The following is a 24,361-nucleotide window of genomic DNA, read 5'->3' on the forward strand; positions in this document are numbered from 1 at the left end:
AAACCCTATTTCGCCGCCTGTGCAAAAGGCACGGGCGGTTCCTGTTGCTGCAAATGCCGAACGAAGAAACCCGCGAGCCGCCGCGCGGCATAGGGATGATATCCCACGTCATGGGCCGCGTTGGGCACAAGAACGAAGTCGAACTCCTTGCCTGCCTCAATCAGCGCATTCGACAACGCCACCGCCTGATTGAACGGTACGTTCTGATCGATCTCGCCTGCGATCAGCATCAGCTTGCCTTCTAGCCGCTTCGCCAAATGCAGATTGTCGACGCGTGTGTAGACATCGTCCTCGCCATCCACCGGAATGCCGAAGAAGCGCTCGACCGAAATCGATGAGATCATGGTCCGGTAGTCGTGCGGCCCTGCGATCGAGACGGCGGCCTTGTAGAAATCCGGGAACAGCAGGATGGCTCGCGCCGAGGCGTAGCCGCCGAACGAAATGCCGGTGATGCCGACCCGCTCCAGGTCCATATAAGGCCGCGTTCTTGCAGCCGACCTGATCCCGGCAACATGATCGATGAGGGCGAAGGAATCTTCGTCCTTCATCGGGGCCATGTGAAAGGCCCTCGATCGTCGCGGCGTGCCGCGCCCGTCCTGAACAACGATGATGAACCCGAGTTCCGCAAGCGCCTGCATATAGGCGCCGCGCGCACCAAGCGTATCCATGAAGCCCTGCGGCGCAAACGATACCTGCGGGCCGGCGTAAATCTGCTCGATCACGGGATAGCGCCTGGCCTTGTCGAAATTCGTGGGCTTCAGGAGAACGCCGTGAATGTCGTACGCACCGTCAGCACTTTTCGCGACCAGTCGCTCCGGCGGTGACCACCCGGTCGCGAGCAGGGCGCTTGCATCCGCATCGACAAGATCGAAAACGCGCGCGCCAGCTGCCGTACGCACCACGGTGCGTGGCGCTTCCGACACTGTTGAGTAGGTGTCGACGAAATAGCGGCCGCTGGGCGAAAAGCGGCGCATCTGCGTGTCGTAATGACCATTGAGGCCCCGCTCCGGAAAGTTCGTATAGGTGTGGTCGGCATTTTCGGGGGTCAACAGCTTCAGCCCGCTTCCATCGAGATTGACGCGATAGAGATGGCGATAATAGGGATTGCGCCCTTCCTCCTTGCCGCCGCCCGTGAAGTAGATGACGCCCGCGGCTTCATCGAGGCGCACGATATCGAACACTACCCAGTCGCCCTTGGTCACGACGTTCTTGAGGGCGCCGGTTCTGGCGTCGTAGCGATAGAGATGTCCCCAGCCGCTACGCTCTGACCACCACAGAATTTCGCCCCGGCTCGCCAGCAGGCGCACGTTCGGTACGTGGTAGTCGAACGGGTTGAGATTGAGAAACTGGTCTCCTCGTTCTTCGAGAACGGCCCGAACGTTGCCGGTTTCGAGATCGACGGCAACGAGGCCAAGCGCGCGCGAATCGCGAGTCGATGTCACGAGATAGAGTTCGCCGTTCTCCATATCCCAGCCGGGCTCACCAACGATCGCCCAGTACGGTGCGTAGTCATTGAAGCCGAAAGCGCCGCCATTGACCTCGACAACGCGGCCGCTTTTTCGATCGATGAGCGAAAGCGCGTAAGGCACCTTCGGGGCATCCGCGGCCGTCGGCATCGCAATCTGGTGTGCAATGGGCCGCGGCGAATCCGGCGGGAGATATTCGACGACATAAGGCGCGGACTTTACGCCTCGGTAGTCCGTGCGAACCGCAAGAATATAGCGCCCGTCAGGAGACCATGTTGCACCGGGGTAGGTGGGTGGCTCCGTGCCACGACGCTCCTCGATATACGTCGTTCGGAATGCGGTATACCTGTACGGAAATTCCGCTGTTCCGTCTGTCGTCAGCGATCTTTCGTTGCCGCTCGACGTTTCCCGCAGCCACAGGTTGTGATCGCGGGCGAAGACCGCCTGCATACCGTCCGGCGAGAGAGTGGCTGCCGGATCGGGCGGCGTTTCCGCTTTCATGTTGCAAAAACTGGCGTCGCGACTGCATTCGAACGTCTTTTCCCCTGCGACGAAGGCGACCCTCTTTAAGCCGTCCGAATAGCGAAAGGACGTGAAAGGCAGTTTGTACGCCGAAATCGCCTTGCCGAGTTCAAGCGAAAGCATCCGTGCGACCGCTTCATGATTGAACGAGGGCGCCGTTTCACCGGTCGCGGCATTCACGGTCTCGAAACGATAGCCGCCGCTCACGTCACGGCGATACCAGAATTGATCGGTTTCCCCGATCCAGTTTGGAACCGGCGCGGCATTGAGCACGAGGCCGCGAATGGCATCGGGATAAAAGCGTGCTGCGCGCTCGAAATCGGCGCGCGTCAGCCCCGGCATCGCCTCACCAGCTCCGAGCTGGTTGATGCTTCCGCAGGAGTTGGAGAGCAGGACCAGCGCCCCGATCAATACCCGCCGCACATACGCCTTCAGCATAGCACTCTTCCCAAGCAAGAACGGCGGCGCCCGCATGAGTGCCGCCGTCCTCTGTGCAGTGTCAGTAGCGAACGGTGAACGTCAGTCCGGTTGTCCGCGGCCTGTTAATGAAGGCCGACGACAGATTGCCATCGAGCACGCCGTCAACCAGAGTCGCCGCGCTCGTCGGAATGGTGGTCGCCTGCAGCTCCAGGTCGTTGAAAACGTTGTTCATGTACGCGGTCAGCGACCAGCGTTCCGTTTCAAGACCCAGCCGAAGGTTCAGCATCTCCATGCTTCCGAGTCGGCCTGACGGAAAGTTCTGCGGGAACGTCTCACGCTCGCCGATATACTGGAACGCGACCTGTCCGGTCAGCTCGATATCGCCGACGCCGAGCGGATAATTGAAATCCGCGCCGGTCGAGAATGAAACCTTGGGCACGTTCGGCGGGCGGTTGCCCTTGGCGAGATCCTGGAAGTCAGCAGGGGCGCCGGCAATGGAAAAGACCGTCATGCCCTTAGTGTATTCCGCTTCCGTATAGTTGCCGCTGAAGAACAGCGAAACGTTCGGATTCATCTTGTAAAGGCTTTCGATCTCAAGGCCGTAGATTCGCAGCTGCGGCCCGTTCGCCGTAAGCGCGCCCGGATTGCTGATGCCGATCTGGGGCGTATCGAAATCGGAATAGAAGCCGGCGACATTGAAGGTGAGGTCGCCATCCATCCACCGCGACTTGAGGCCTATTTCGCCCGTCACGATATCATCGGAGCCATAGGTCAGCGCATCTTCGAATTCCGGCGAGCCGACCGGGCCGAAGCCCATCGCCGAAAATGGGCTGTTCAGGCCGCCGTTGCGGACACCGCGTGCGATCGTGCCGTAAAGCATTGCATCGTCGGACATATCATATTCGAAGCCGGCGCGTGGCAGGAATGTGTTGAGCTTGAAATCGAAGCTGACGCCGGGGCCGCCCGGTGCGGTGAGTGCTTCCACGTCATTCGGAACCGGGAAATAGATCGGTGCATAGATGTCAGCCGGGTTCGTGAAGATCGGTGAGAAGATACCGATCACGTAGGACTCGACCAGCGTCGATCTTACCTTTTCGTTCACGTAGCGCGCGCCGGCGAAGACCCGGAAGCGCTCCGACACATCATAGCTGAATTCGGCGAACGCCGAGAACTGGCGTGTATCGACCTTTGTGGTCGACCGTTCGATCTCCGTTGTGCCGCTGTCCGTGATGTTGGCGTATCCGGGGCCCGCGACAAGCGCCGTATCGGTCGCTTCTGTATCCTGATAGAAAGCGCCGGCAACGAAGTTCAGTGGCGATTCAAAGTCCGAAACGAAACGGAACTCCTGCGAAACGCTCTTTTCCTTGCCGCGCGTCTGGGCAATGGCGGTGAGATCGGACGAGAGCAGGTTGCTTGCCGTATCGAACGGCGGGAAGGCATTGAAGAAGCCTTCGAAGCCATATGTATATGCCGAGCTGAACGTTTCGGCCTGGCGCTTGCGCTTGTAGAGGCCGGTGATCGATTCGATCGTGATCGGTCCGCCGTTCCAAGAAACCTTGCCGCTGTAGAGCTCGAAATCATCTTCGCCCAGGCCGTCGATGAGGCTGAGCGACGGCGCGATCAGGTCTTCGGTTCCAACGGAATTGCCGATCGTCGTCGGTTCGATGAAGTTGAGTTCGCCGATATCGTCGCGTCCGAAATGCGCGGCGAGACGGATGCTCAGATCCTCCGTCGGCTTGAAAAGAACGATGGCGCGCCCTCCGTAGGACTCGAAATCGTTCATGTCCTTCTTACCGAGGCCGATGTTGTCGATGTAGCCGTCATCCTTGCGATAAAAGCCGACCACGCGCACACCGAGCTTGCCCGGTACCAGAACGAAGCTCGTCGCATTGTCCACGCGATAGTTGAAGCCGCCGTGGTTCGTGGCGCTGAGGCCATTGCTCCACATGCCCTCGATCACCTTGCCGTTATCGAGGTCGGGGTCGGCCGAAAAATAGCGGATCGCACCGCCCATTGCGCCTTCGCCGAAATAGGTCGGCTGCGGGCCGCGGAGAACCTCCACCCGGTCGAAATCGAAGAAGTTGAAGTCGCGCTGCGAGGCGGATGCTGATGCAACCGGAATGTCATCCACGAGGATGGAAACGAGCGGCTGCAGCTGATTGCCCGAAACCTGGGTGCTGTTCGTTACGCCGCGAATGTTGATTTCATTCGTGTTCGGGCCTCGATCCAGAAGCTCCACGCCGGCAACCCGGTTCGAGAGGTCTTCAAAGTCCACGATGCCGGAACGGCGAAGCTCCCGGCCATCGAGCGCAGCGACGCTGCCGCCGATGTTCTGGATGGATTCCTGGCGGAATCGTGCGGTTACGACGATCTCCTCGCGGTCGTTGCTTTGGACAGCAACATCCTGTGCCGCTGCCCCGTTTGCACCGAATATGAACGTCGAAATTCCCGCGAAGAGCGACGCTTTCAATCCCCTGCCTGCCACTTTCATCTCCCTGCCTTCACCTGTTGGTTTCGGGGTGATGACGATCACCCCTTTCTTGGTGAGGCGGGCGGAATATCCTGTGCGCTGAAGCAAAATTGCGAGCGCTTCATCGACCGTGTGCCGTCCACGAACGCGCGGAGCGTTCGGGACATCGGCCAGATCTGGAGGGTAGAGAAGCTGTGCGCCGGTAAGATTTACCAACGATGACAGTGCCTCCCCGAGAGTCTCCTCTTCGATACGAAGATCGTAGGAGCCCGCCGGCAAAGCCTGAGCATTCGCGGCAACAACCACGGAGGCGGCAAAAGCGCCGCCAAGCGTGAGTTGCCAACGCAAACTCAACCTCTCCCATTTCTGGCCGGGCATAACGGCGCGTATCGGATCTTCACACCAGCCCTGTAGACGAAGACTGGTGAGGCGAGAAAATCCGTAAAACTTTCTTCAAAGAAACGTCGCAATTCAAATTCCTTGCAAGCCGCGCACGACTCCAGTCCGGCATAACCCGCTTCTTGGCCGGCGCATAGGTTTCAACATACATCATTGTATTTTCAGCGTTTTACTCTCTACCGGGTGAGTGGCCGTAAAATCCGCCAATACGTCTACGACGGCTTTCACGCCGGTCCGTATCGGGTCGAAGCAGGCAAGGCCTGTCTTTTCCGCCGTGCGAATGATCGTTTCGAACGCTTCGCTTTCCGACATTGCAGACGTGTTCAGGGATATGCCGACGAAGCGCGCGGCTGGATTTGCCGCGCGCGCCAGCGGCAGGTAGGCGGCCATGGCTTCCTGAAGCGTCGGGCATCGGACGTGGGGAAAATCGTTCAGCCTTTCCCGAAGCGGATCGTCGCACAGTACAAGAGCATCGGGCTGCGAACCATAGAGAAGCCCGAGTGTGACAGGCGCATAGGCCGGGTGCAGGATCGCGCCCTGTCCCTCGATGATATCCCAGTGGTCCGGGTCGTTATCGGGTGACAGTATCTCTGCAGCACCTGAAATAAAGTCGCCCACCACGGCATCAATCGCGATTCCGCCTCCAGCGATGAGAATGCCGGTTTGGCCCGTCGCGCGAAAATCTGCCTTCAATCCACGCGCCTTCATTTCGCTCGCGATCGCCATCGCGGTATATTTCTTCCCGAGCGCGCAGTCCGTCCCGACCGTCAGCAAACGCAACCCGGCGCGCGGCTTGCCGTTGCCTACGGGCAAGGCAAGCGTGTTGTGGCGTACATCGTGGAGCGTGCGTCCAAGCGTTGCGGCCAAATCTGCGATTTCCGGAATATCCTTCAAACGGCTGTGAAGGCCGGATGCGATATCGAGGCCCGCCCGAAGCACATCCTGCAAGATCGGCACCCAGTGTGCCGGCAGGACTCCGCCTTGCGGCGCAATGCCGATCACGGCGGTTTTCGCGCCTTCGGCTGCGGCCTGCTCAACCGTCATCGAAGGTAGGCCGAGATCGACTGCATCCTCTGCGAATCTGAGCTGGCCCAGGCAATCGGCTCGCGCCCAATCGCGCAGGCCGAAGGCGGTCTTCGCGTTGCGGGGGTTCGTCATGTCGCCGATGACGAGGAGAAACGGTTTCTTGATCGTCAGCATATTCCCTGTAAAAATCCATTTTTGCCTGTGTGCGGGCGCGGCGAAGAGCCGGCGCCGAACCAGTGCGTTGTGATGGGAACGTGGGTTTGACCCGTCGCTGCAGGCAAGACAAACCAGTAGTCCTAACGCGAGGGCGAGCGCTGCTAAACCATGTTCCTGAATTCACAGACGCTTGCCTCGCTTCGCTTCTTCGAAGCTGCCGCACGCAAGTTGAGCTTCCGGAAAGCGGCGGCTGAGCTCCACGTAACCGACGGCGCCGTCAGTCAGCAGATCAAGCATCTTGAAGAGGCGCTGGGGCAGAAACTCTTTCTCCGTTTGCCCCGGCGTATCGCGCTTACGGAGGCAGGCGAACGCTTCGCGGCTACAGTGCGGAAAGCGCTCGCGGAGATCGAAGACGAAGCGCGCGCCATCAGTGTCGGCGACACGAGAACGGAAATCCGTGTCCGCGTGAATCCATCGTTTGCGCTGCGCTGGTTGATGCCGCGCGTCGGCGATTTTTATGCGAAACACCCCGGCATCAAGCTCTTCATGATTGCCGAATATGGCGATATCGATCTGTCCGAGCGCGATTTTGATATTACGATCGAACAAGCCGTGCAGCCGCTCGTCGGCCTTCATTCCGAAAGGTTGTTCGACGAATACATCACCCCGGTTTGCACGCCGGCCTATCTGAAAGACCATCCTTTCAATACGCCCGACGGACTGGACACGTGTACCCTCCTGCACGACGCCCATGCCTGGAGCGGGGGCGCGAACGATGCGGAATGGAAGGTCTGGCTTCAGGAGGCGGGGGTCCTGCAAATACCGGCATCGCAGGACCGTTTCTTCAGTCTTGCCGACATGGCAATCCACGCCGCGCTCAACGATCAGGGGGTCGCCATGGGCCGAACCGCATTGGTCGGCGACTTGCTAAAAGCGGGTGCCCTTGTCGCACCCTTCGCCTTGAAAGTGAAAAGCCCTGCATCCTACTGGCTTGCCTTCCCAAGCGCGTATTCGGAAACTCCGGCTATCGAGACTGTCGGAAACTGGCTCAGGGCCGAGGTGAAGCGTTTCCTCGCCCAATCGCCTTTCTAAAAGGGGGGCAGTACAGGCAGTTTACCGCCTTATCCAAATTCACATACAGTACAGTTATGTATTGACAAGAAGGCGACTGTCGCTCTTTCTGCGCAGCTCACGGGAGGGGGGACACAAAATGGACGTCAGCGCCTCGGGCAATACGCCGATGATCTCCCATCCCTCGGGCGCTAGCCTCCTTCAGCGCTATTGGGTTCTGGCGGTGATGACGCTGGTCTACGCGCTCAATATCGCAGACCGCTTTGTCCTTTCGACATTGATCGAACCGATCAAGGCGGAGTTCGCGTTGTCGGATAGCGCCGTCGGTTTCCTTACCGGCGTTGCGCTTGCCCTGTTCTACACAACTGCTGGGCTGCCCCTCGGTATCCTGGCAGACCGCGTCAACCGCAAGAAGATGATTGGCTGGGCACTCGCGATTTGGTCGATTTTCACGGCCTGCTGTGGGCTCGCACAGAATTTCTGGCAATTGCTCATCGCGCGTATCGGTGTCGGCGTCGGCGAAGCCGGTGGTACGCCGCCGTCGCATTCCATCATCGCCGACTATTTTTTGCCGTCCGAACGTGTCATCGCAATGTCGATCTATGCGCTAGGCGTCTCGCTCGGTTCTGCGATCGGCGGTATCGGCGGAGGGCTGCTGACGGAACAGTTCGGCTGGCGAACCTGCCTCATCATATTTGCCTTCGCGAGCCTCCCGGCGCTCCTCATGCTCCTTACCATTCGCGAGCCGCGTCGCGGCGCCTGCGATCCCGGCGTCAGTGCCAGCGTTCAAAAGCCCGGTTTCCGGGAATCGCTTGACTTCATCCGTTCGCAGCGCGCGCTGATGCATGTGATTGCGGGAGGCACGGTGGCGACGTTCGCCGGCGGCGGCCTCGTTTGGTGGACACCGGCCTTCCTTGGAAGATCACACGGCTTCAGTGTCGGCGAGGCCGGGCTCCAGGTCGGGCTGATGAGCGGCGCGGCCGGTGCGGCGGCGATGCTGGCGGCCATGTTCCTGATGTTCCGCATGGCCCGCATGGACCCGAAGTGGCAGTGCTATTTCCTTGCGGGCCTGACGCTGCTGATCACGATTCCCGGCGTTGCCGCCCACGTGGTTTCGGATCGTGCGACCGCCATTGTCCTACTGTGGCTTTTTATACCGTTCATCAACGTGATGATCGGGCCGAGCCTCGCGCTCATCCAGAATCTGACACGACCCGATGTGCGCGGGTTCACGGTCGCGGTTCTGCTATTCACGGCAAACATCGCGAACCTTGCAATCGCGCCGCAACTGATCGGGTTTGTGTCGGACATCCTCGCCAGCCGGATCGCCGATCCCGCCCAATCTCTGCGCTACGCCCTCGCTGGTTTCGGGCTGACAGGCATCTGGGCGGCATGGCATTTCTATGCCGCAGTGGGCTCGCTGAGATCGGATCTTGCGAGGGCGGGCAGCGCCTGATCGAATTCGGGCAGAAAACAACATGGTGGCAACAGCATCAACAGCACCCGTTCCCGCCATGCAGGGTGATGAGCAGAGCTTCTTCGGTCACCCCAAGGGCCTTACCTACCTCGCTTTCACCGAGGCGTGGGAGCGCCTGTCCTTCTACGGCATGTCAAGCTTGCTGCTGCTCTATATCATCCAGCGGCTGCTGACGCCGGAGATCGCAGGCAGCGTCCTTGCGTTCAACAGCCTCCGGACGGGGATCGAGACGCTGACTGGTCCGCTCTCCAACCAGGCGTTCGCAAGCCAGGTGTTCAGCCTCTATTCGGGGCTTGTTTATTTCACGCCGGTGTTTGGTGGAATGCTGGCGGACCGCCTGCTCGGGCAGCGGCGCACTGTGGTGCTCGGTGCGCTGCTTATGGTAGCGGGCCATGTCTTGATGGCCTTTGATGCGAGCTTCCTGATCGCCCTGTTTCTGCTGATCCTTGGGACGGGATGTCTCAAGGGCAATATCTCGGCGCAAGTCGGGCAGCTTTATCAACCGGGCGACGAGGGGCGGCGCACCCGCGCCTTCGCGATCTTCTATGCCGCGATCAACACCGGTGCCCTGCTGGGCCCGCTGGTGTGCGGTGTGCTTGCGCAGATTTACGGTTGGCACGTCGGCTTCGGCGTAGCCGGTGCTCTGATGGTGATCGCGCTTGTCATTTACGGCGCGGGCTGGAAGCATCTCCCTCCCGACCGCAAGCGGCAGAGCAACGCCGCTGCGTCCAAGGCGCTGACGGGAAGAGATTGGCGGATCATTGCCGCGTTGCTGTTCGTGGGCGCGATCGCGATTCTACCCTGTGCTGCCTATTTTCAGGAAATGAATGCCGGCCTGTTGTTCATTGAAGCGTCGGTAGATCGCGGACTGTTCGGCTGGATCATTCCGGCAGCATCGTTCAACGCGCTCGACGGCTTCTTCTGCATCATGGCCGTGCCGCTTCTGATTGCCCTTTGGCAGTGGCAGGCGAAGCGGGGCCGCGAACCGCATGATCTCAGCAAGATCACAATCGGCTATCTGATCATTGCCGCTGCCAATCTGATGATGGTCGTTCCAGCAGGGCGGGTAGACGAGGGCGAGACCGTCAGCGCGCTCTGGCCGGTTGCGCTCTATGCGTTGAACGCCCTTGGGTTCATATTCTATTGGCCGACACAGCTGGCGCTCTATTCGCGGGCGGCGCCAGCGCAGGTCAATTCGACGATGATGGGCATCCTTTTCCTGTCCATCTTCCTCGCCAATCTCCTCGTCGGCATGCTTGCCGGATTATGGGAGACGCTGACCCACGCCAGCTTCTTCGCCCTGCACGCAGGGCTCGCCTTTGCAGCGTTCCTGATCATGCTGCTTGTCATGCGGCCGATCGGGAAACTGCTCGCACAGCCTTAGGTTTCAAGCCTCGATCAGTGCTTGTGAGGGTCTGCCTTGGCTGCCTTCGTGTAGGGCACGAACTTACCAAGCCCCACCGATCCGGCCTGCATGTGCGATCCGGAATCGAACAAGCGCACGATATCGACCGAGCAGAGCTGGTCCGAATGCGTGTTCGTCACCAGCACATAGTCGCGCCGCAGCGATGCCGCGCCCGAGTCGGGGGTGTTGACATAGATCGTGCCGCCCGCCGTTTCATAAACGATCGCCTTGCGGTCGATGATGCGCGACGAGCGGATGTCCCGCTGCCTCAGGCAGTCCTGCGGCTTGCCGGCGACGCGGCCTTCGATCGCGCGCGCAAGCTGTTCGTCAGCGGTTTGCGTTTTGGCCTGCGCGGCGGTGCCGGCGAGCAATGCGCCGGAGAGAAGAATGAAGAACGACCTTTTCATGTTGGCCTTCCTAAGTGATCTGAAACCTGTGCACCATTTTCCGCCTCCGAACATGGCTGGAGAATGAACGGCCCATATTGGAAGGCAGGTGTAGTTTACACGCGAATGAGCAGCACCACGATCGCCAGCTGCAACAGCGTTTGGGCGGCAAGGAAGGCCAGTAGGAGCGGCGGCGCGGCCCGCAGGTCTTCAAGTCGGGTGGAAAGGCCGAGAGCCGCGACGGCCGCGGTCAGCAGCCATGTCGCCGCCGTGCTGCCGAGGCTGACGAGGAGCGGCGGGGCGATCCCGAAACCGGCGATCAGGGCGAGGACGACGTAAGCGACCAGAAACGTTGGCAGGAGCTGGGGACGCGTGCCGCCGTCGTGTTTCGCGCGAAGCAGGATTCCGAAGCCGAGAACGATCGGCAGAAGTCCCGCGACGCGGATCATCTTTACGGCGACGGCCTGCGTTGCGACCTCCGGGGATATCGCAAGGCCTGCTCCCGCCACCTGCGCGACATCATGGATGGCCGCGCCGAACAGCAGCGCGGTTTCGGCGGGGGAAAAGGCGAGCGCGGCAGCGAGCGGTGGATACGCCAGCATCACGATCGTGCTCAGCAGCGAGACGACGATGACGACGAGCGTGGTCATGCGTTCGAGCGCGGCGCGCTGCGGAAAGATCGCGGAGACTGCCAGCGCGGCGGACGCGCCGCAGACCGCCACCGCGGCGGCGGCCACGGCCGCGACCTGCCGATCGCGCAGCATGGGCCTCGCGATCAGATAACCGGCACCGATCGTGGCTGCGAGCGAAACCGCGACGATGCCGATCGCACCGGGGCCGAGTGCGGCGAGGTCGGGTGCCGCCAGCCGAAGCCCGAGCAGCGCCACGGCGATGCGCAGCAGTGTACGGCTGCAATAACGTATGCCGGGTTCGGTCGCTTCCGCGAGCCCGGGAAGCAATGCACGCGCGATCATCCCCATCATCAGTGCGGCGACCACGCCGGGAAGCGCCGAAACGCTTGCGATTCCGATCGCGCCTGCTGCCAGCGAGGCGCAGAGCGCGATGCCTGAAAGGAACAGTGTTGTGCGCGGCCGCTCGTTTGCGCCTGCGCCGGCCTGCGCCGGATCGCTCCCGATGCTGGACACGGCTAGCGGGCGCCGCTCAGGTCTCCGTCGATACGGGGAAGCCGGCGGTCGCGGTGCGCGACCATCCGATCATGAAGAATGCGAATCTGGTCGCTGCCGGTCCGCACAAACAGGAACGGGAACAACCCGTGGAGCAGACATGCAAGACAGCCGCCGAACATGCGGATCGAAAAGGCGAACGACACGGCCATGTGTTCGAAATAGCTCTCACCCACCGAGGCAGGATGATTCGTAAAGAGCCCGAAAAATGATCGCATGTGTCCTCCGCCCTTTGTCCGTCCGCTAGTGGGTGTAGAATAGGGGGAGGGGCGCAGAAGGTGGCCCCAAATGTGCTACGTTTTCTACCGCTTTATGGGATGAATGCTTTATATTTTGAGTTTGAGTGGGATTCCATCCCAAGCTTGGTGGAGCGATAAACCTCGTGGCTCAGCGAAAGTGAGGGATGGTGGAGGTCTCGGCGTCGCGGATCAGCGGACAGGGTTGCCAATATCGCATTATTTTATAAAATATCATAAATTGTCTTCGCGAGGTGTTGTGGGTCACGATCCTGTTCACAAGATTGCCGTTGTCATGGGTGGGGGATCGAGTGTCGGGCGCGGAATTGCGGTCGCGCTGGCGGACCTTGGCCTCAAGGTGCATGTCGCCGATATCGTCCAGGCGGATCTCGATGATCTGGTGGCGGCAAGGCCCGACATCGTCTGCCGGAACGTCGATGCGATCGATCCCGTGGCGGTCGAGACTTGTCTTCAGGAGATCGAACGCACCGATGGTCCTATCGACGTGCTCGTCAACACGGTCGGCATCGGCGGCGAACCGCGACCCATTGAGGAGACCACTGTTGCGGAGTGGGACCGGATCATAGCGGGCTCAGCAGGCGCAGCTTTTTATGCGATCCGGCAGGTCGTGCCGGGCATGAAGGCGCGGGGCGGGGGGTGTATCATCAATTTCTCGAGCTGCTCGACAAAGGTCGGACTTCCGTTACGGACCCCTTACGTCGCCGCGAAGTACGCGCTCGAAGGCCTGACGCGAAATCTGGCGCGCGAACTCGGCCCGCATGGCATTCGCGTGAACGCGATCCTGCCCGGTGCTATCGACAACGATCGGTTCCGCGGCATCGTCACCTCGCGGGCGCAGCACATCGGGCGCAGCGAGCGCGATGTCGAGGCGGAGTTGCTTGCCTTCGTGTCGATGCGGACCAAGATCGCGATCGAGGAGATCGTCGGCGCTGTGCTTTATTTGATGTCCCCCGCGGCGCGGCATGTCACCGGCCAGCTTCTGTCGGTGGACGGAAACGTCGAGTGGGAAAACTAGCGTGAGCGTAGCGCCTTCGATCGAAGGGGGCGATGCGATGCAGTTCCGCCGCCACATCGGACGGCTGGGGTATTTCGCGCTGGCTTTCGGCGGGATCGTAGGCTCAGGCTGGGTCGTGGTGCTCGGTGAATGGCTGGGTGCGGCAGGACCCGGCGGTGCGGCATTGGCTTTCGCGGCGGGCGGTCTTGCCATGGCGCTCATCTGTGCCTGCTATGCGGAACTCACCGCGCGGATGCCGCGTACCGGCGCGGAATTCGTCTACGTGCGCGAATCTCTGGGGCCAATTCCGGGATTTCTCGTCGGCTGGTTCCTGCTGCTGAATTTCATTGGCCTCGCCGCATTCGAAGGCACGGCGCTGGTGTGGCTGCTTTCGGCCTTGCTGCCCTCCATCGAAGGGCCCGCGCTCTACACAGTGCTGGGCGAACCCGTCCACGTCGGTGGCCTTGCCGTCAGCCTGGGCGGCATCGCCTTGTTCGCTTGGCTGAACGGTCGCGGCAGCAGCGCCACGGTCCTGTTTCAGAAGGTGATGACCTACAGCTTTCTGGCCTTTGCCCTGGTGCTCATCGTGCTTGGCCTCGGTCTCGGCGATCTCTCCAACGCGAAACCCTTGTTCAAGGTGGATGACAGCGGTTTGCCATGGTCCGGCATGTTCTGGGTGTTCTCGCTCGGCATCCTGTTCCTGAACGGCTTTCAAGGTGCAGCGCAGGTCGCCGAGGAGCGCGCGAACGGCGTCAGCCTGCGCGCCGTCGCGGGGACGATGATCGCCGCTGTCGGGGCGGCTACTATGTTCTATATTCTGATCATCTTCGCCGTTGCGGGCGCGACGCCGTGGCACGAGACGGTCGCGGCAGGGCTCCCCACCGCGCACGCGTTCGGCACGCTCATCCCGTCCGCGCCTTGGCTTGCGGATGTCGTCATCATCATCGCGATCGCGTCGCTTACCAAGACGTGGAACGTCATCGTCATCATCGGCGCGCGGCTGGTCGTGGCGCTGGCGCGGGACAATTTCCTGCCGCCATCGCTGGCGCTGCTGAATGCGCGTGGTGCCCCCTCGCGGGCAGTGGCCGCGTTTTCGATCGTCGCCGGCTTCGCCGTTCTGCTTGGGCCAGGCGCGATCCTGCCGATCCTCAATCTCTGCGCCATGTGTCTTGCGGTCACGTTCGTGTTGCTTCTCGTCGTGCTTTTGAAGGAGCGTGCGTCCGGCGCCCCTGATCCCGAATTCAAGGTGCCCGGCAACGCGCTGCCCATCGTGATCGCACTGCTTCTGGTGCTGGCGATGGGCTCGGCGGCTGCAGTATTGCCGCTGTTCAGGGCAGATGGGATGCCGATTGAGTGGTTCATGATGGCCGGCTGGGCGGCGCTTGGTTTCGGTCTTGTGCGATTGTCGCGCGGGGCGCGCAGTCTGAGCTGACGCGCCCCGTGCCGGGGTGTCAGGCGGACCTGAGACCCAGGATTTCGCGGGCCTCTTCAGGCGTTGCGACGGCTTCGCCCAGATCCTCGATGATCCGGCGGGCACGCTCCACGAGCTGGCCGTTGGTGGCGAACACACCGCGATCGAGATAGAGATTGTCTTCAAGGCCCACGCGCACGTTGCCGCCGAGCAGCACCGCCTGCGCCACCATCGGCATCTGCCGGTGGGCGATGCCGAAGCCTGCCCAGTGCGCGCCGGTCGGCAACAGATCGCGCAGGTAGATCATCGTCGATGTTTCGGCGGGAGATGCCCACTTCACGCCGAGCACGAACTGGTAGAGCGGCGGGTCGTTGATCAGCCGCTCGGCATACATCTGGTTCGCGAACAGCACGTCGCCCGCCTGAAACACCTCCATCTCCGGCTTCACGCCATAGAGCCGGAACAGCTCCGCCATGCGGCGCAGCGTGTAAGGCGTATTGAGGTAGACGTAATCGAAATCGCCCTCCACCTGATTGCCGGTGGTCACGTCGATGGAAGCGATATCGGGCAGGCAGTCCCGAAGATGCTCGGTGCGCCCTTCGGCGGAAAGCATATCGCTTTCGGGAAGGCCCCGCGATTCGTCCTCAGGGTCCGGCAGGAACAGCGCGCCCGCACCCGCGGTGAGGTTGATGAGGATGTTCGTGCCGCGTTGGCGGATACGGTCCACCGTCTCCCGGAACAGCTTTGGATCGCGGCTACCATGGCCGGTTTCGGGATCGCGGACATGAATATGCGCGACGGTTGCTCCCGCGGCGGCGGCTTCCGCCACGGTATCGGCGATCTGCGCGGGCGTGATCGGATACTGATAGGGATAACGCGGATTGACCGGTGCATTGCCGCTGACCGCGCAGGTCAGCACGACCTTACGTTTCGCCGATGGGCGCGAATAACCTGGGATCACTTGTAGTCTCCTGAGTTCAAGGAAGGGTCCGGTGGATCAGGCCGGAGTAAGACTGGCAATTCGTCGTGAGCGCAAGCCACCGGATCAGTGTCGTCATGTCGAAAACGGGAAGGCCGGTCGCCGCCTGTATGTCCGCCGCGAACGGCGGCAGTTCGGAACACTGGATCAAAATCGCCGCAACACCGGGTTCGCGCGCCGCCGCGACGGCGCATTCGACGGTCTCGCGTCTCAATGCCTCGACATCGTGCATCGTGCCGTCGTCGAGCAGCGCGTCGAACACAGGGCGGCCGCGCATTGGCGCGATGTGGAGGCGTGACGGATCGTCGATGCCGCACTGTTCGTAGATGCGCGCGTTCATCGATTCGCCGACGGCAGGGATCACGGCGATACGTGCACTTTGCGGCATCGCCTGCAGCAGAAACGGCAGCTGCGTTAGGATGGACAGGAATACCGGCACCGGTGCGGTGGCCGCCACGGCTTTCTGATAGTAGCCGAACGATCCGCACGCGCCCGCAACGGCGCGCGCGCCCTGACGCGCGAGCGCGGTGACGCCTTCGGCGAGCATGTCCGCGACCTGCGGTTCGCCGCGCATCATCGGCCACGGGTCATCGAGATCGATTACGTGGTAAAGTACGGGCGCGTCGAAGCTCTGCGCGTGCTGGACATTGCCGGGCAGCAGCGGGTGCGTGCTGCGCAGACACAAGATGCCCACCGTATAGCCCGCGACGGTGACACCGCCCTTGATCGAAATCGGCATTTACAGGAAATCCCATCTGACAAGCATGAAGATGAAGGCAGCCGCGGTGGCGATGGCGAGGATTCCGGCCGCATGATCGATCCGGGGCGCGGAACCACGTGCGAGCGCGATACCGAGTGCGGTGGCAGCAATTCCGCCGAGCACCCACAGGGTCTGCGCCGCACGAAACAGCGGCGGAAAACCAAACATGACGAAGGGGCCGGCAGCAGGCAGGCTCAATGCCGCAAGCGTGCCCGCGATCGGCAGCAGACAGGCCGTTGCCGAAAGTGCAGGCAATGATCTCGGTGTGCCACGCTTGAACGCCATGATCGTACGTGCTGTGCCGAAGAGAAACAGGATCGCCAATGCCGCGAGCAGACTTCCGAAAGTGAAGCGTGCGACATGCGCGGATCCCGTGACGTTGATCTTCGTCGCTGACCGCGCATTGGAATGGAGTTCGAACACCCGGCCATTTTCATTGCGGCGGAAGCGGAGTATATCGCCGTCGATCGTCGGCGATTCCGCTGCCTGGTAAAGGTCCGGCCCGATCCGTACGTAGCGCCGCCCGTTCACGGAAATACCGTTCGCGCTGGTTTCAACGACGAGTTCGCTGCTCGGTATCAGAAGTTCGAAGAATCGCCCCGAAGCGCTCATCGTCTGGCTGTTGATGCGGTAGGTTCCGCCGAGATCGATTTCGATTGGTCCTGTTGCTTTCGTTGTGTTCGCTGCCGCGAGCGTGGGATGGAAGCGCTTCAGGAACGCTTCGAACACGTCGTTGTCGATCGGCACGCTGGATGTGTTGCCGATCCAGAGCGCGAGGCCTTGTTCGGGCAGGATGTACCAGGTGCTCATCGAGGTGATGTAGTCGCCGCCATGCAGATAGATCGGCGTGCCGGCACGCAGGATCCGAGTCGGGCCGAGGCAGCGGCCGCCAAGGGCCGGGTCGGCGGACCAGCAGTCGGCATAGAGCGACTCGAGAGCATGTCTGCCGATCACCTGCCGGCCCTGATACTGCCCACCGTTCAGCATCATCCCCAGGAAACTACCCATCTCGTGTGCGGTCATCATGGCGTCGCCGGACGGACGCGTTACCGTGTCCACGGCGGGAAATGTCGCCACGCCGTCCGGTGACACGAAGAGCCCCTGCGCAATGGGTGCCGTTACGGTGCCGGGAAACCCCGCGTGATCCATGCCGAGCGGTTTCAGGATTCGCGATGTGATGTAGTTCTCGTATGTCTCGCCCGATGCCGTTTCGATGATGCGTCCGAGCAGCGTGTAGGCACCGTTCGTGTAGGCGATGCCGCCGCCGGGCGCGCGCAGGCGCCGGGGCGCGTTCTCAGCAAGATAATCCGCAAGCGCCGGATGATCGCGGGTGTCGCGCAGACCGCTGCCGACCATCGGAATGTTGCCGATCCCGGCGCGATGCTGAAGCAGGTGCCTGATCGTGATCGGCGCCCCCCCCCGGGGCTTCAGATGCAGGCCGCCGAGGTGCGTTTCGATGTCGTCGTCCAACGACAGGCGTCCGGTTTCGGTAAGCTGAAGAATCCCAAGCGCGGTCAGAACCTTGGTTTCGGACGCAATGCGGAACAGGTGGCGGCGTGTGTCGAGCGGTGTTGCATCGTTCGGGCCAAGCGTGCCGAAGGCGCGCGCGTAGCGATTCCCCTGTCGATCCACCACGACGATCATCGCGCCGGGTGCCTCAGTCGCGGCGAGGCGGCCATGGATCTCAGCCTCGGCAAATGCATCCAGCGCTGCACGTGGAATATCGGCGATCGTCTCCGAGGCATCGTCTCCGGGGGCGACGAGGGCGGCGGATAGGTGTGCAGGCATCAAAGCGATGATCAGCCCCAGTACCAGCCACGTCGACAGCCATGCGTGTCGCTTCATGTCCCCCATCACCCGATTGACAAAAATATTTTATAAAAGATATATCCGAACATCGCAACGTCGAAATGGGAGCGGGAAGGGGTGCCCTTCCACGCCAGAGGGGGAAAACATGCGCATTGAAAAGCTCGGTATCGTGAGTCGTGAGGCTGTTGTTTCGCGTTTGCCTGTATGCGCGGCGGCGTTGCTCGCCGGATCGGTGCTGTCACCTTGGGTGGCGGCTGCGCAGGAGGCGGACGACGCGGAGATCACCGTAACGGCGACCCGTGTGAAGACCGGCTTCGAAGCGCCGACCCCGGTAACGGCGGTCAGCCTCGATGATCTTCAGGCGCGCGGCACGGTGAACGTCGCGGATTTCCTCAATGAGATTCCATCTTTCACGCCGACGACTACGCCGGCCAGCACATCGCTTCTTTCGCGCGAAAATGGCAGCAACACGCTCGATCTACGCGGCATCGGCGCGAACCGCACACTGCTTCTCATCAACGGCCGCCGCCATGTGCCGACCTCCACGGATGGTACGGTGAACCTCAACGTCGTGCCTTCGATCGCGCTCAGCCGGGTCGAGGTGGTGACTGGCGGTGCTTCCGCCTCCTGGGGGTCGGATGCCGTGGCCGGTGTCGTCAACCTGCTCGCGGAGAAGAAGCTACAGGGTGCGCGGCTGGAAGTGCAGCAGGGCATCAGCCAGCGCGGCGACGCGCAGAATTTCCGTATCGGCGGCGCAGTCGGATCCGATCTCGCAGGCGGGCGCGGCTACCTGATGCTGGCGGCCGAATATCAGCGAGACAAGGGCGTGGCAGAACAGCGCGACCGTAGCTGGGGTCGCAAGCGTTGGGGGCTTATCGGCAACCCCGCCGACACTGGTCCGAATGACGGAATTCCTGCGCAGCTGATCGCGCAGGACGTCAACATGTTCTTCGCGAACGAGGGCGGCCTCGTGCTCGGTGGTCATCCGGCGATTCACGGTATCCGCTTCGGTCCGGGCGGCACGTTGGAGCAGAACGATTTCGGTGAATTCAACGACGGCAATTCCCAGATCGGTGGCGATGGCGGCAACATGGGGCAGTCTTCCCAGCTTTCCGTGCCCGTCTCGCGCACCAGCATTTTTGCGCAGGGCGATTATGATGTCACCGACGATATCTCGCTGTTCTTCGAGGCTGGCTGGGGGCGTACCCATTCGGTGACGAAGACGGTGCAGAGCTTCGCTTTTCCGGCGAGAATCACCAATGAGAATCCTTTCATTCCTGCCGCCTTTCGCACGATCATGGACGACAACGGCATCATGGGTTTCAATCTGTTCCGCCTGAACACCGACATGGGCTTCATCACGGCCGATTCCACGACGGAAACCTTCCGTGGTCTCATGGGGCTCAGCGGCGGCCTGGGTGGATCGTGGACGTGGGAAACCTATTACCAATATGGCCAGACCAAGTTCGACAATCGCCAGCTGAACAATCTCATGGTCGCGAATTTCGCGAATGCCGTCGATGTGATTGAAGACCCGGTCACTGGCGATCCCGTGTGCCGTGCAGCGGTGACAGGGACTGCGCCGGGTTGCCAGCCGCTGAACCTGTTCGGCTATGGCTCGCCGAGCCAGGCGGCAATCGATTACGTGAATGGAACCGGGCTTCTTCAGTCCCGCCTCACGCAGCAGGTGGTCGCGGGCTCGATCAACGGTGAACTGTTTGATCTTGGCGCTGGTCCGATCGGCTTTGCGGCCGGTGCCGAATACCGAAAGGAAAAGGTGCGTTCGGTGGCGGATGAGTCATCGATCAACAATGCATTCCTGATCGTGAACGCGCAGCCGTTCGATGGCGGCTACCACGTTATGGAAGGCTTTGCGGAGGTCGCCGCGCCGCTCATCTCCGGAAAGCCGGGTATCGAACTTCTGGAGGTTAACGGCGCCGTCCGCTTCACCGACTATTCCACGATGGGCTCGGTGGTGACATGGAAGCTCGGCGCGAACTGGAGCCCGGTTCCTGACCTGCGTTTCCGCGGCACGATCTCGCGTGATATCCGCGCGCCCAACATCGGTGAACTGTTCGCAAGCACGCGGCTTTCCTTCGCCAACGTGCTCGATCCGGAGACGGGGACGAACACGTTCACGCCGACGCTCACCGGCGGCAACGTGAACCTCGACGTCGAGAAGGCCGATAACAAGACCTTCGGTGTCATCTTCCAGCCGCGCTGGATCGATGGCCTGAAGCTTTCGGTCGATTACTACGACATCAAGATCAAGGATGCGATCGGCTCGCTCGCCGCGCAAGAGGCTGTGAACCTCTGCTCGGAGGGGTATGCCGATGCCTGCAGCACGATCACGCGTGATGGCTCCGGCGTGATCACACGTATTAGTACACAGCTCATCAACGTTGCGAGCCTGCGCACGAAGGGCATGGATTTCGAGGCGAGCTACCGCGTGCCGGAATCGTCGTTCCTGTCGTTCGGCGGCCGCATGACGGCGCGGGTGCTGGCGACCCACGTGATGGACAAGGAGTTCTCGCCGAACGGGGTCGATGTGTTTGAGCGGGCAGGCGAGGTGAACCCCAACGCCGACACATCGCTCAGCGTTCCGAAGTGGCGCGGAACCGCGAGCCTGAATTACGATCGGGGTGATTTTTCCGGCTTCCTGCAAACCCGGTACATCGGCTCCGCGAAGTATGACAACAGCTTCACGATCGAGGACATCAACGACAACAAGGTCGGCGCGCAGTGGTATTTCAATATCGGCGCACGGCTCAACGTCGAGGTCGCGGACAACAAGTCGGTCCAGTTCTTCGCCGGTGTGAACAACGTTTTCGACAACGACCCGCCCGCCGTGCCGCTCAACTTCTTGAGCGCCATGGCCACCAACCCGATCTTTTACGATGTGATCGGCCGGTCTTTCTTCGCGGGCGTTCGCGCCGCGTTCTGAGACCTTGCATGTTTGTGATCGAGAAGGGGAGCCAGTGGCCTGCGGCCGCTGGCGTCCCGCCCGACAATCGCCTAGGTTCCGGTCAAGGAGTGCCGGAATCTATGGTCGACAGGTGGGTTGCCCCCAAGGTGGGGCGGGTGAAGGGGTATACGCTGCGCGAGCTGGCTTACGGCGAGCTTCGCGCGGCGCTGCTTTCCGGGCGTTTCGCGCCGGGCGAGGCCATCACGGTCCGTGAACTTGCCGAGATGATGCAGCTCGGCTTCATGCCGGTGCGCGAAGGTGTGCAGCAGCTCGCCTCGCAGGGCGCGCTCGAATTTCTGCCCAACCGTTCGGTCCGCGTGCCGGTCTATACGCTCGAAGAGGTCCGCAAGATCTACGAGGCGCGTATCCTGATCGAGTGCTACGCGGTCGAGCAGGCCGCGAAATACATTACGCCCGAACAGGTCGCGGCGCTCAATGAAGGGTTGCAGGAGATGTTTACGCGCCCGGCGGATACCGAGGCGCGCGACAAGCTGAAGGCCAACTACGACTTTCACTTCCAGATCTACGAGGCGTGCGGCTCCTCCTACATCGTCGAGATGATCGAACGGCTGTGGCTGCGTATCGGGCCGCTGCACATCAGCGTGTTCAACTCCGCCCCTGCCGACCGCGAAGACTTCCTCGCCGTGCAGCCGCAGCACGTCGAACTCGTGAATGCGCTGCGCGCGCACGACGCGGTACACGCGAAGGAGATCATGCTGTCGCTGCTCGAAAAGTCGCTGGCTTGGTACGAGCGGCACGCGGCGAACCTTCTGGCGGCGTAGAAGGCGGCACGGGTTAGGCGGGTAAATGCCCGCTCTTATTATATAAAATATATAGGAAAGGAGTGCGTGACTTGGGGGAGGGGGCTGATCTCGTGGCCGCGGTGCGGGCCCGGATGGCGGCGGCGGAGGCGCGTATCCGGCCGCATATCCGCACGACGCCCGTGGAAACCTCGCCCGTATTCTCGAAGCGCGCCGGCGTTCCGATTGTCCTGAAGCTCGAACACATTCAGCATTCGGGGTCGTTCAAGGTGCGCGGCGCCTTCAGCAAGGCGCTTGCGGAGGCGGGCGATGACCGTCCCGTTCTTACGGCATCGAGCGGCAACCACGGCCTTGCCGTGGCGCATGTCGCCAGTGCGCTGGGCCGGCCGGCCGAAATCCTTGTTCCCGAAACGATTGCGCCGTTCAAATATGCTCTGTTGCGGGCGACCTCTGCGCGGATCGTTAAGCGGGGCCGCACCGGCTACGAAACGCTCGCCGCCGTGCGCGAACGCGCGGACAGGGGCACGCACCTTTATCTACCGCCCTACAATGATCTCGATGTGATCGCCGGACAGGCGACACTTGGCGCCGAGCTGATGCGGCAGGACCTCGAGATCGACGCCATCGTCGCCTCTTCGGGTGGCGGCGGGCTTGTATGCGGCGTTGCCATCGGTGCGAAGGCCGTGAAGCCGGACGTTACCGTTATCGGCGCCTCTGCGCGCAACGCCCAGACCTTCTATCGGTCGGTTGCCGCCGGGCACTATGTGAAGACATCGGAACGGCCGACGCTCTCCGACGGAACGGCGAACGCGCTGGAACCGGGATCGATGACGATCCCGATTGGAGCTGCCATGCTCGACGAAGCGATTCTCATAGGAGAGGCTGCGATTCACCATACGATGCAGCGCTTCGCCCGCACTGAGCGCTGGATGATCGAGGGTGCCGCGGCGCTCAGCCTTGCCGCCGCCGAGGTGATCGGAAAAACCGGGCGCTTCCGACGCATCGCCGTCATCATTTGCGGCCGCTCCGTTGATCCGGCAAAGCTCGTCTGATGCGGTATCTGCTGATCCTGCTTACGGTGCTGCTTCCGGCACGTGCGCTTGCCGCGGAAACGGCGGCGCTTGAGAGCGCTGTGGAGGCGGCTCGACTGGCCGAAGGAATCCCTGGCGTTTCTGTAATGATCGCGCGCGGCGGCGAGACTCTGTTCAAGCAGGGCTTCGGGCACGCCAACGTAGAGCTTGGCACGCCGGCAACACCGCAGAGCGTTTACCAGATCGGCTCACTCGGCAAGACCTTCACCGCGATGGGGGTCATGCTGCTGGTCGAAGACGGCAAACTCGCGCTCGATGAGAGCATCACGCACTATCTTCCAGAAGCGCCTGCGCACTGGAAGCCCGTGACGCTGAGAACGCTCGTTGGGATGCGATCAGGGATCGCGGATTATGAAGAGGCCTCGCTCGGCGGTGACTCCGAAGCCGCGATCGACCTGCGCCGCGATTATACCGATGCCGAGCTTGTCACGCGTCTCGCACGGCCGCTTCTTATTTTCGCACCGGGCAGTCGTATCCAATACAGTAACAGCAACTACGTGGTTCTCGGCGCGCTCATCACGAAGATCGCTGGCGAGCTGTACACGGATTTTCTCGCTCGGCGGTTGTTCGGTCCCGTGGGCATGAACACCGCGCGAAAGGCCAGTCTGCAAGCCCTGATCCCGAACCGTGCGGACGGGTATTGGCGCGAAGAGGGCCTGCGAAATGCGGACTGGGTGTCGCCGACGCTCTACAGCACCGGCGATGGTGGCCTGATGATGTCTGTGAACGATCTTGAGGCGTGGCACCGGCTGCTCACGGCGAAGTCCGGCGGCGTCTCGGGAATCCCGCCGCGCATGTGGCCTGTCGCGCCATTTTCCGACGGGTCGCATCCGGTGATCCGCTACGCCCTCGGCTGGCAATCGCAGGAAGCGGGCGGGGTCGCTGTCGTCGGCCACGGCGGCACGTGGGCGGGCTATCGCGCCTATTTTCTGCATGTGCCTTCCACGGGTCTCAGCGTAGCGGTGCTAGCCAATCTCGAAAGCGCGGGCACAGGGCGGCTCGCGTGGAAACTTGCAGGGCTCGTCGATCCGGCGCTCTACAGACAAGCGACGGCGGTCGATCCCGATCCGAAGACCACGCAGGCGCACCGAGCGCTCTTCAAGGCGTTGCTTGATGGCAAGACCATCGAAGGCGCGATGACTCCTGCGGCCGAAGCACTATGGACCGGCCGCGCACGTCAGGAACTGCTCGATTTCGCATCGCCCGTGCGCACGTCCCAGAGCTTCGCGCTTGTAAGGCGAGACAAGAAAGAGGCAGTCTACCGCCTCGACGCCGGGCGCTTCGATGTGGTCCTGGAAATGGCGCTCGATCGGAACCGGCGTGTGTCCGGTATCAACGTAACTATCGAATAG

The 24,361-nt window shown here is 61.7% G+C and carries 18 protein-coding genes; 9 read left to right on the forward strand and 9 right to left on the reverse strand.

Annotated features, from left to right (window positions below; translation table 11 throughout):
* Positions 1-5 precede the first annotated feature (5 nt).
* The 3 genes from ACFQ00_RS09490 to ACFQ00_RS09500 form a co-directional block, all read right to left on the reverse strand.
* On the reverse strand, positions 6-2,426 hold the full coding sequence (locus ACFQ00_RS09490; RefSeq protein WP_381489488.1) for a S9 family peptidase: 2,421 nt from the start codon (positions 2,424-2,426) through the stop codon (positions 6-8).
* 61 nt (positions 2,427-2,487) lie between these two features.
* Positions 2,488-4,893 (reverse strand): TonB-dependent receptor, encoded by a 2,406-nt coding sequence (locus tag ACFQ00_RS09495; RefSeq protein ID WP_381489491.1) that lies wholly within the window; start codon positions 4,891-4,893, stop codon positions 2,488-2,490.
* Positions 4,894-5,427: 534 nt separating this feature from the next.
* Complete coding sequence (locus ACFQ00_RS09500; RefSeq protein ID WP_381489493.1) at positions 5,428-6,477, reverse strand: DUF1611 domain-containing protein; 1,050 nt, start codon at positions 6,475-6,477, stop codon at positions 5,428-5,430.
* A gap of 150 nt (positions 6,478-6,627) precedes the next feature.
* On the opposite strand from ACFQ00_RS09500, the gene ACFQ00_RS09505 reads away from it, so the two are divergent.
* From ACFQ00_RS09505 to ACFQ00_RS09515, 3 genes are all read left to right on the forward strand, one after another.
* The gene (locus ACFQ00_RS09505) at positions 6,628-7,551 is read left to right on the forward strand and encodes a LysR substrate-binding domain-containing protein (RefSeq protein WP_381489496.1); all 924 of its coding nucleotides are present in this window, start codon (positions 6,628-6,630) and stop codon (positions 7,549-7,551) included.
* Positions 7,552-7,669: 118 nt separating this feature from the next.
* Positions 7,670-8,986 carry a spinster family MFS transporter gene (locus tag ACFQ00_RS09510; protein ID WP_381489499.1) on the forward strand — a complete coding sequence of 439 codons (1,317 nt, stop codon included), beginning with the start codon at positions 7,670-7,672 and terminating at the stop codon, positions 8,984-8,986.
* A gap of 22 nt (positions 8,987-9,008) precedes the next feature.
* Complete coding sequence (locus tag ACFQ00_RS09515; RefSeq protein WP_381489502.1) at positions 9,009-10,391, forward strand: peptide MFS transporter; 1,383 nt, start codon at positions 9,009-9,011, stop codon at positions 10,389-10,391.
* Between the two features lie 14 nt (positions 10,392-10,405).
* On the opposite strand, the gene ACFQ00_RS09520 is transcribed toward ACFQ00_RS09515, so the two are convergent.
* From ACFQ00_RS09520 to ACFQ00_RS09530, 3 genes are all read right to left on the reverse strand, one after another.
* A complete protein-coding gene (locus ACFQ00_RS09520; RefSeq protein WP_381489505.1) occupies positions 10,406-10,819 on the reverse strand; it encodes a hypothetical protein in 414 nt (137 codons plus the stop codon).
* Positions 10,820-10,914: 95 nt separating this feature from the next.
* A complete protein-coding gene (locus tag ACFQ00_RS09525; protein WP_381489508.1) occupies positions 10,915-11,943 on the reverse strand; it encodes a YeiH family protein in 1,029 nt (342 codons plus the stop codon).
* 2 nt (positions 11,944-11,945) lie between these two features.
* Entirely contained in the window at positions 11,946-12,200 is a 255-nt protein-coding gene (locus ACFQ00_RS09530; protein ID WP_381489511.1) for a DUF6356 family protein, read from the reverse strand.
* Between the two features lie 277 nt (positions 12,201-12,477).
* Here ACFQ00_RS09530 and ACFQ00_RS09535 point away from each other — a divergent pair, with 277 nt between their 5' ends.
* Positions 12,478-13,254, forward strand: a complete 777-nt coding sequence (locus ACFQ00_RS09535) for an SDR family oxidoreductase (RefSeq protein ID WP_381489514.1) — start codon at positions 12,478-12,480, stop codon at positions 13,252-13,254.
* A gap of 1 nt (position 13,255) precedes the next feature.
* Entirely contained in the window at positions 13,256-14,665 is a 1,410-nt protein-coding gene (locus ACFQ00_RS09540; RefSeq protein WP_381489516.1) for an APC family permease, read from the forward strand.
* Between the two features lie 19 nt (positions 14,666-14,684).
* Here ACFQ00_RS09540 and ACFQ00_RS09545 read toward each other — a convergent pair whose 3' ends face one another.
* From ACFQ00_RS09545 to ACFQ00_RS09555, 3 genes are read right to left on the reverse strand one after another with little or no spacing between them, the layout of a single operon-like run.
* The gene (locus tag ACFQ00_RS09545; RefSeq protein WP_381489519.1) at positions 14,685-15,605 is read right to left on the reverse strand and encodes a BKACE family enzyme; all 921 of its coding nucleotides are present in this window, start codon (positions 15,603-15,605) and stop codon (positions 14,685-14,687) included.
* Between the two features lie 16 nt (positions 15,606-15,621).
* Positions 15,622-16,362 carry an aspartate/glutamate racemase family protein gene (locus ACFQ00_RS09550; protein WP_381489522.1) on the reverse strand — a complete coding sequence of 247 codons (741 nt, stop codon included), beginning with the start codon at positions 16,360-16,362 and terminating at the stop codon, positions 15,622-15,624.
* Positions 16,363-18,228, reverse strand: a complete 1,866-nt coding sequence (locus ACFQ00_RS09555) for a serine hydrolase domain-containing protein (protein ID WP_381489525.1) — start codon at positions 18,226-18,228, stop codon at positions 16,363-16,365. It lies immediately after the preceding gene.
* 109 nt (positions 18,229-18,337) lie between these two features.
* Here ACFQ00_RS09555 and ACFQ00_RS09560 point away from each other — a divergent pair, with 109 nt between their 5' ends.
* The 4 genes from ACFQ00_RS09560 (at position 18,338) to ACFQ00_RS09575 (ending at position 24,361) form a co-directional block, all read left to right on the forward strand.
* Complete coding sequence (locus tag ACFQ00_RS09560; RefSeq protein WP_381489528.1) at positions 18,338-21,136, forward strand: TonB-dependent receptor domain-containing protein; 2,799 nt, start codon at positions 18,338-18,340, stop codon at positions 21,134-21,136.
* A 101-nt stretch (positions 21,137-21,237) separates the two neighbouring features.
* Entirely contained in the window at positions 21,238-21,939 is a 702-nt protein-coding gene (locus ACFQ00_RS09565; protein WP_381489531.1) for a GntR family transcriptional regulator, read from the forward strand.
* A gap of 92 nt (positions 21,940-22,031) precedes the next feature.
* A complete protein-coding gene (locus tag ACFQ00_RS09570) occupies positions 22,032-22,970 on the forward strand; it encodes a pyridoxal-phosphate dependent enzyme (RefSeq protein ID WP_381489533.1) in 939 nt (312 codons plus the stop codon).
* Entirely contained in the window at positions 22,970-24,361 is a 1,392-nt protein-coding gene (locus ACFQ00_RS09575; RefSeq protein WP_381489536.1) for a serine hydrolase domain-containing protein, read from the forward strand. The genes ACFQ00_RS09570 and ACFQ00_RS09575 overlap by 1 nt, the downstream gene beginning before the upstream one ends.

Origin of the sequence: Sphingosinicella xenopeptidilytica, from assembly GCF_042676985.1 — a bacterium.
Taxonomy (GTDB): Bacteria; Pseudomonadota; Alphaproteobacteria; order Sphingomonadales; family Sphingomonadaceae; genus Sphingosinicella; species Sphingosinicella xenopeptidilytica.

Coding starts and splice junctions, on each gene's coding strand:
- ACFQ00_RS09490 (WP_381489488.1), bottom strand. CDS start 2,426: ATGCTGAAGGCGTATGTGCGGCGGGTATTGATCGGGGCGCTGGTCCTG.
- ACFQ00_RS09500 (WP_381489493.1), bottom strand. CDS start 6,477: ATGCTGACGATCAAGAAACCGTTTCTCCTCGTCATCGGCGACATGACG.
- ACFQ00_RS09505 (WP_381489496.1), top strand. CDS start 6,628: ATGTTCCTGAATTCACAGACGCTTGCCTCGCTTCGCTTCTTCGAAGCT.
- ACFQ00_RS09510 (WP_381489499.1), top strand. CDS start 7,670: ATGGACGTCAGCGCCTCGGGCAATACGCCGATGATCTCCCATCCCTCG.
- ACFQ00_RS09515 (WP_381489502.1), top strand. CDS start 9,009: ATGGTGGCAACAGCATCAACAGCACCCGTTCCCGCCATGCAGGGTGAT.
- ACFQ00_RS09520 (WP_381489505.1), bottom strand. CDS start 10,819: ATGAAAAGGTCGTTCTTCATTCTTCTCTCCGGCGCATTGCTCGCCGGC.
- ACFQ00_RS09530 (WP_381489511.1), bottom strand. CDS start 12,200: ATGCGATCATTTTTCGGGCTCTTTACGAATCATCCTGCCTCGGTGGGT.
- ACFQ00_RS09550 (WP_381489522.1), bottom strand. CDS start 16,362: ATGCCGATTTCGATCAAGGGCGGTGTCACCGTCGCGGGCTATACGGTG.
- ACFQ00_RS09555 (WP_381489525.1), bottom strand. CDS start 18,228: ATGAAGCGACACGCATGGCTGTCGACGTGGCTGGTACTGGGGCTGATC.
- ACFQ00_RS09560 (WP_381489528.1), top strand. CDS start 18,338: ATGCGCATTGAAAAGCTCGGTATCGTGAGTCGTGAGGCTGTTGTTTCG.
- ACFQ00_RS09565 (WP_381489531.1), top strand. CDS start 21,238: ATGGTCGACAGGTGGGTTGCCCCCAAGGTGGGGCGGGTGAAGGGGTAT.
- ACFQ00_RS09575 (WP_381489536.1), top strand. CDS start 22,970: ATGCGGTATCTGCTGATCCTGCTTACGGTGCTGCTTCCGGCACGTGCG.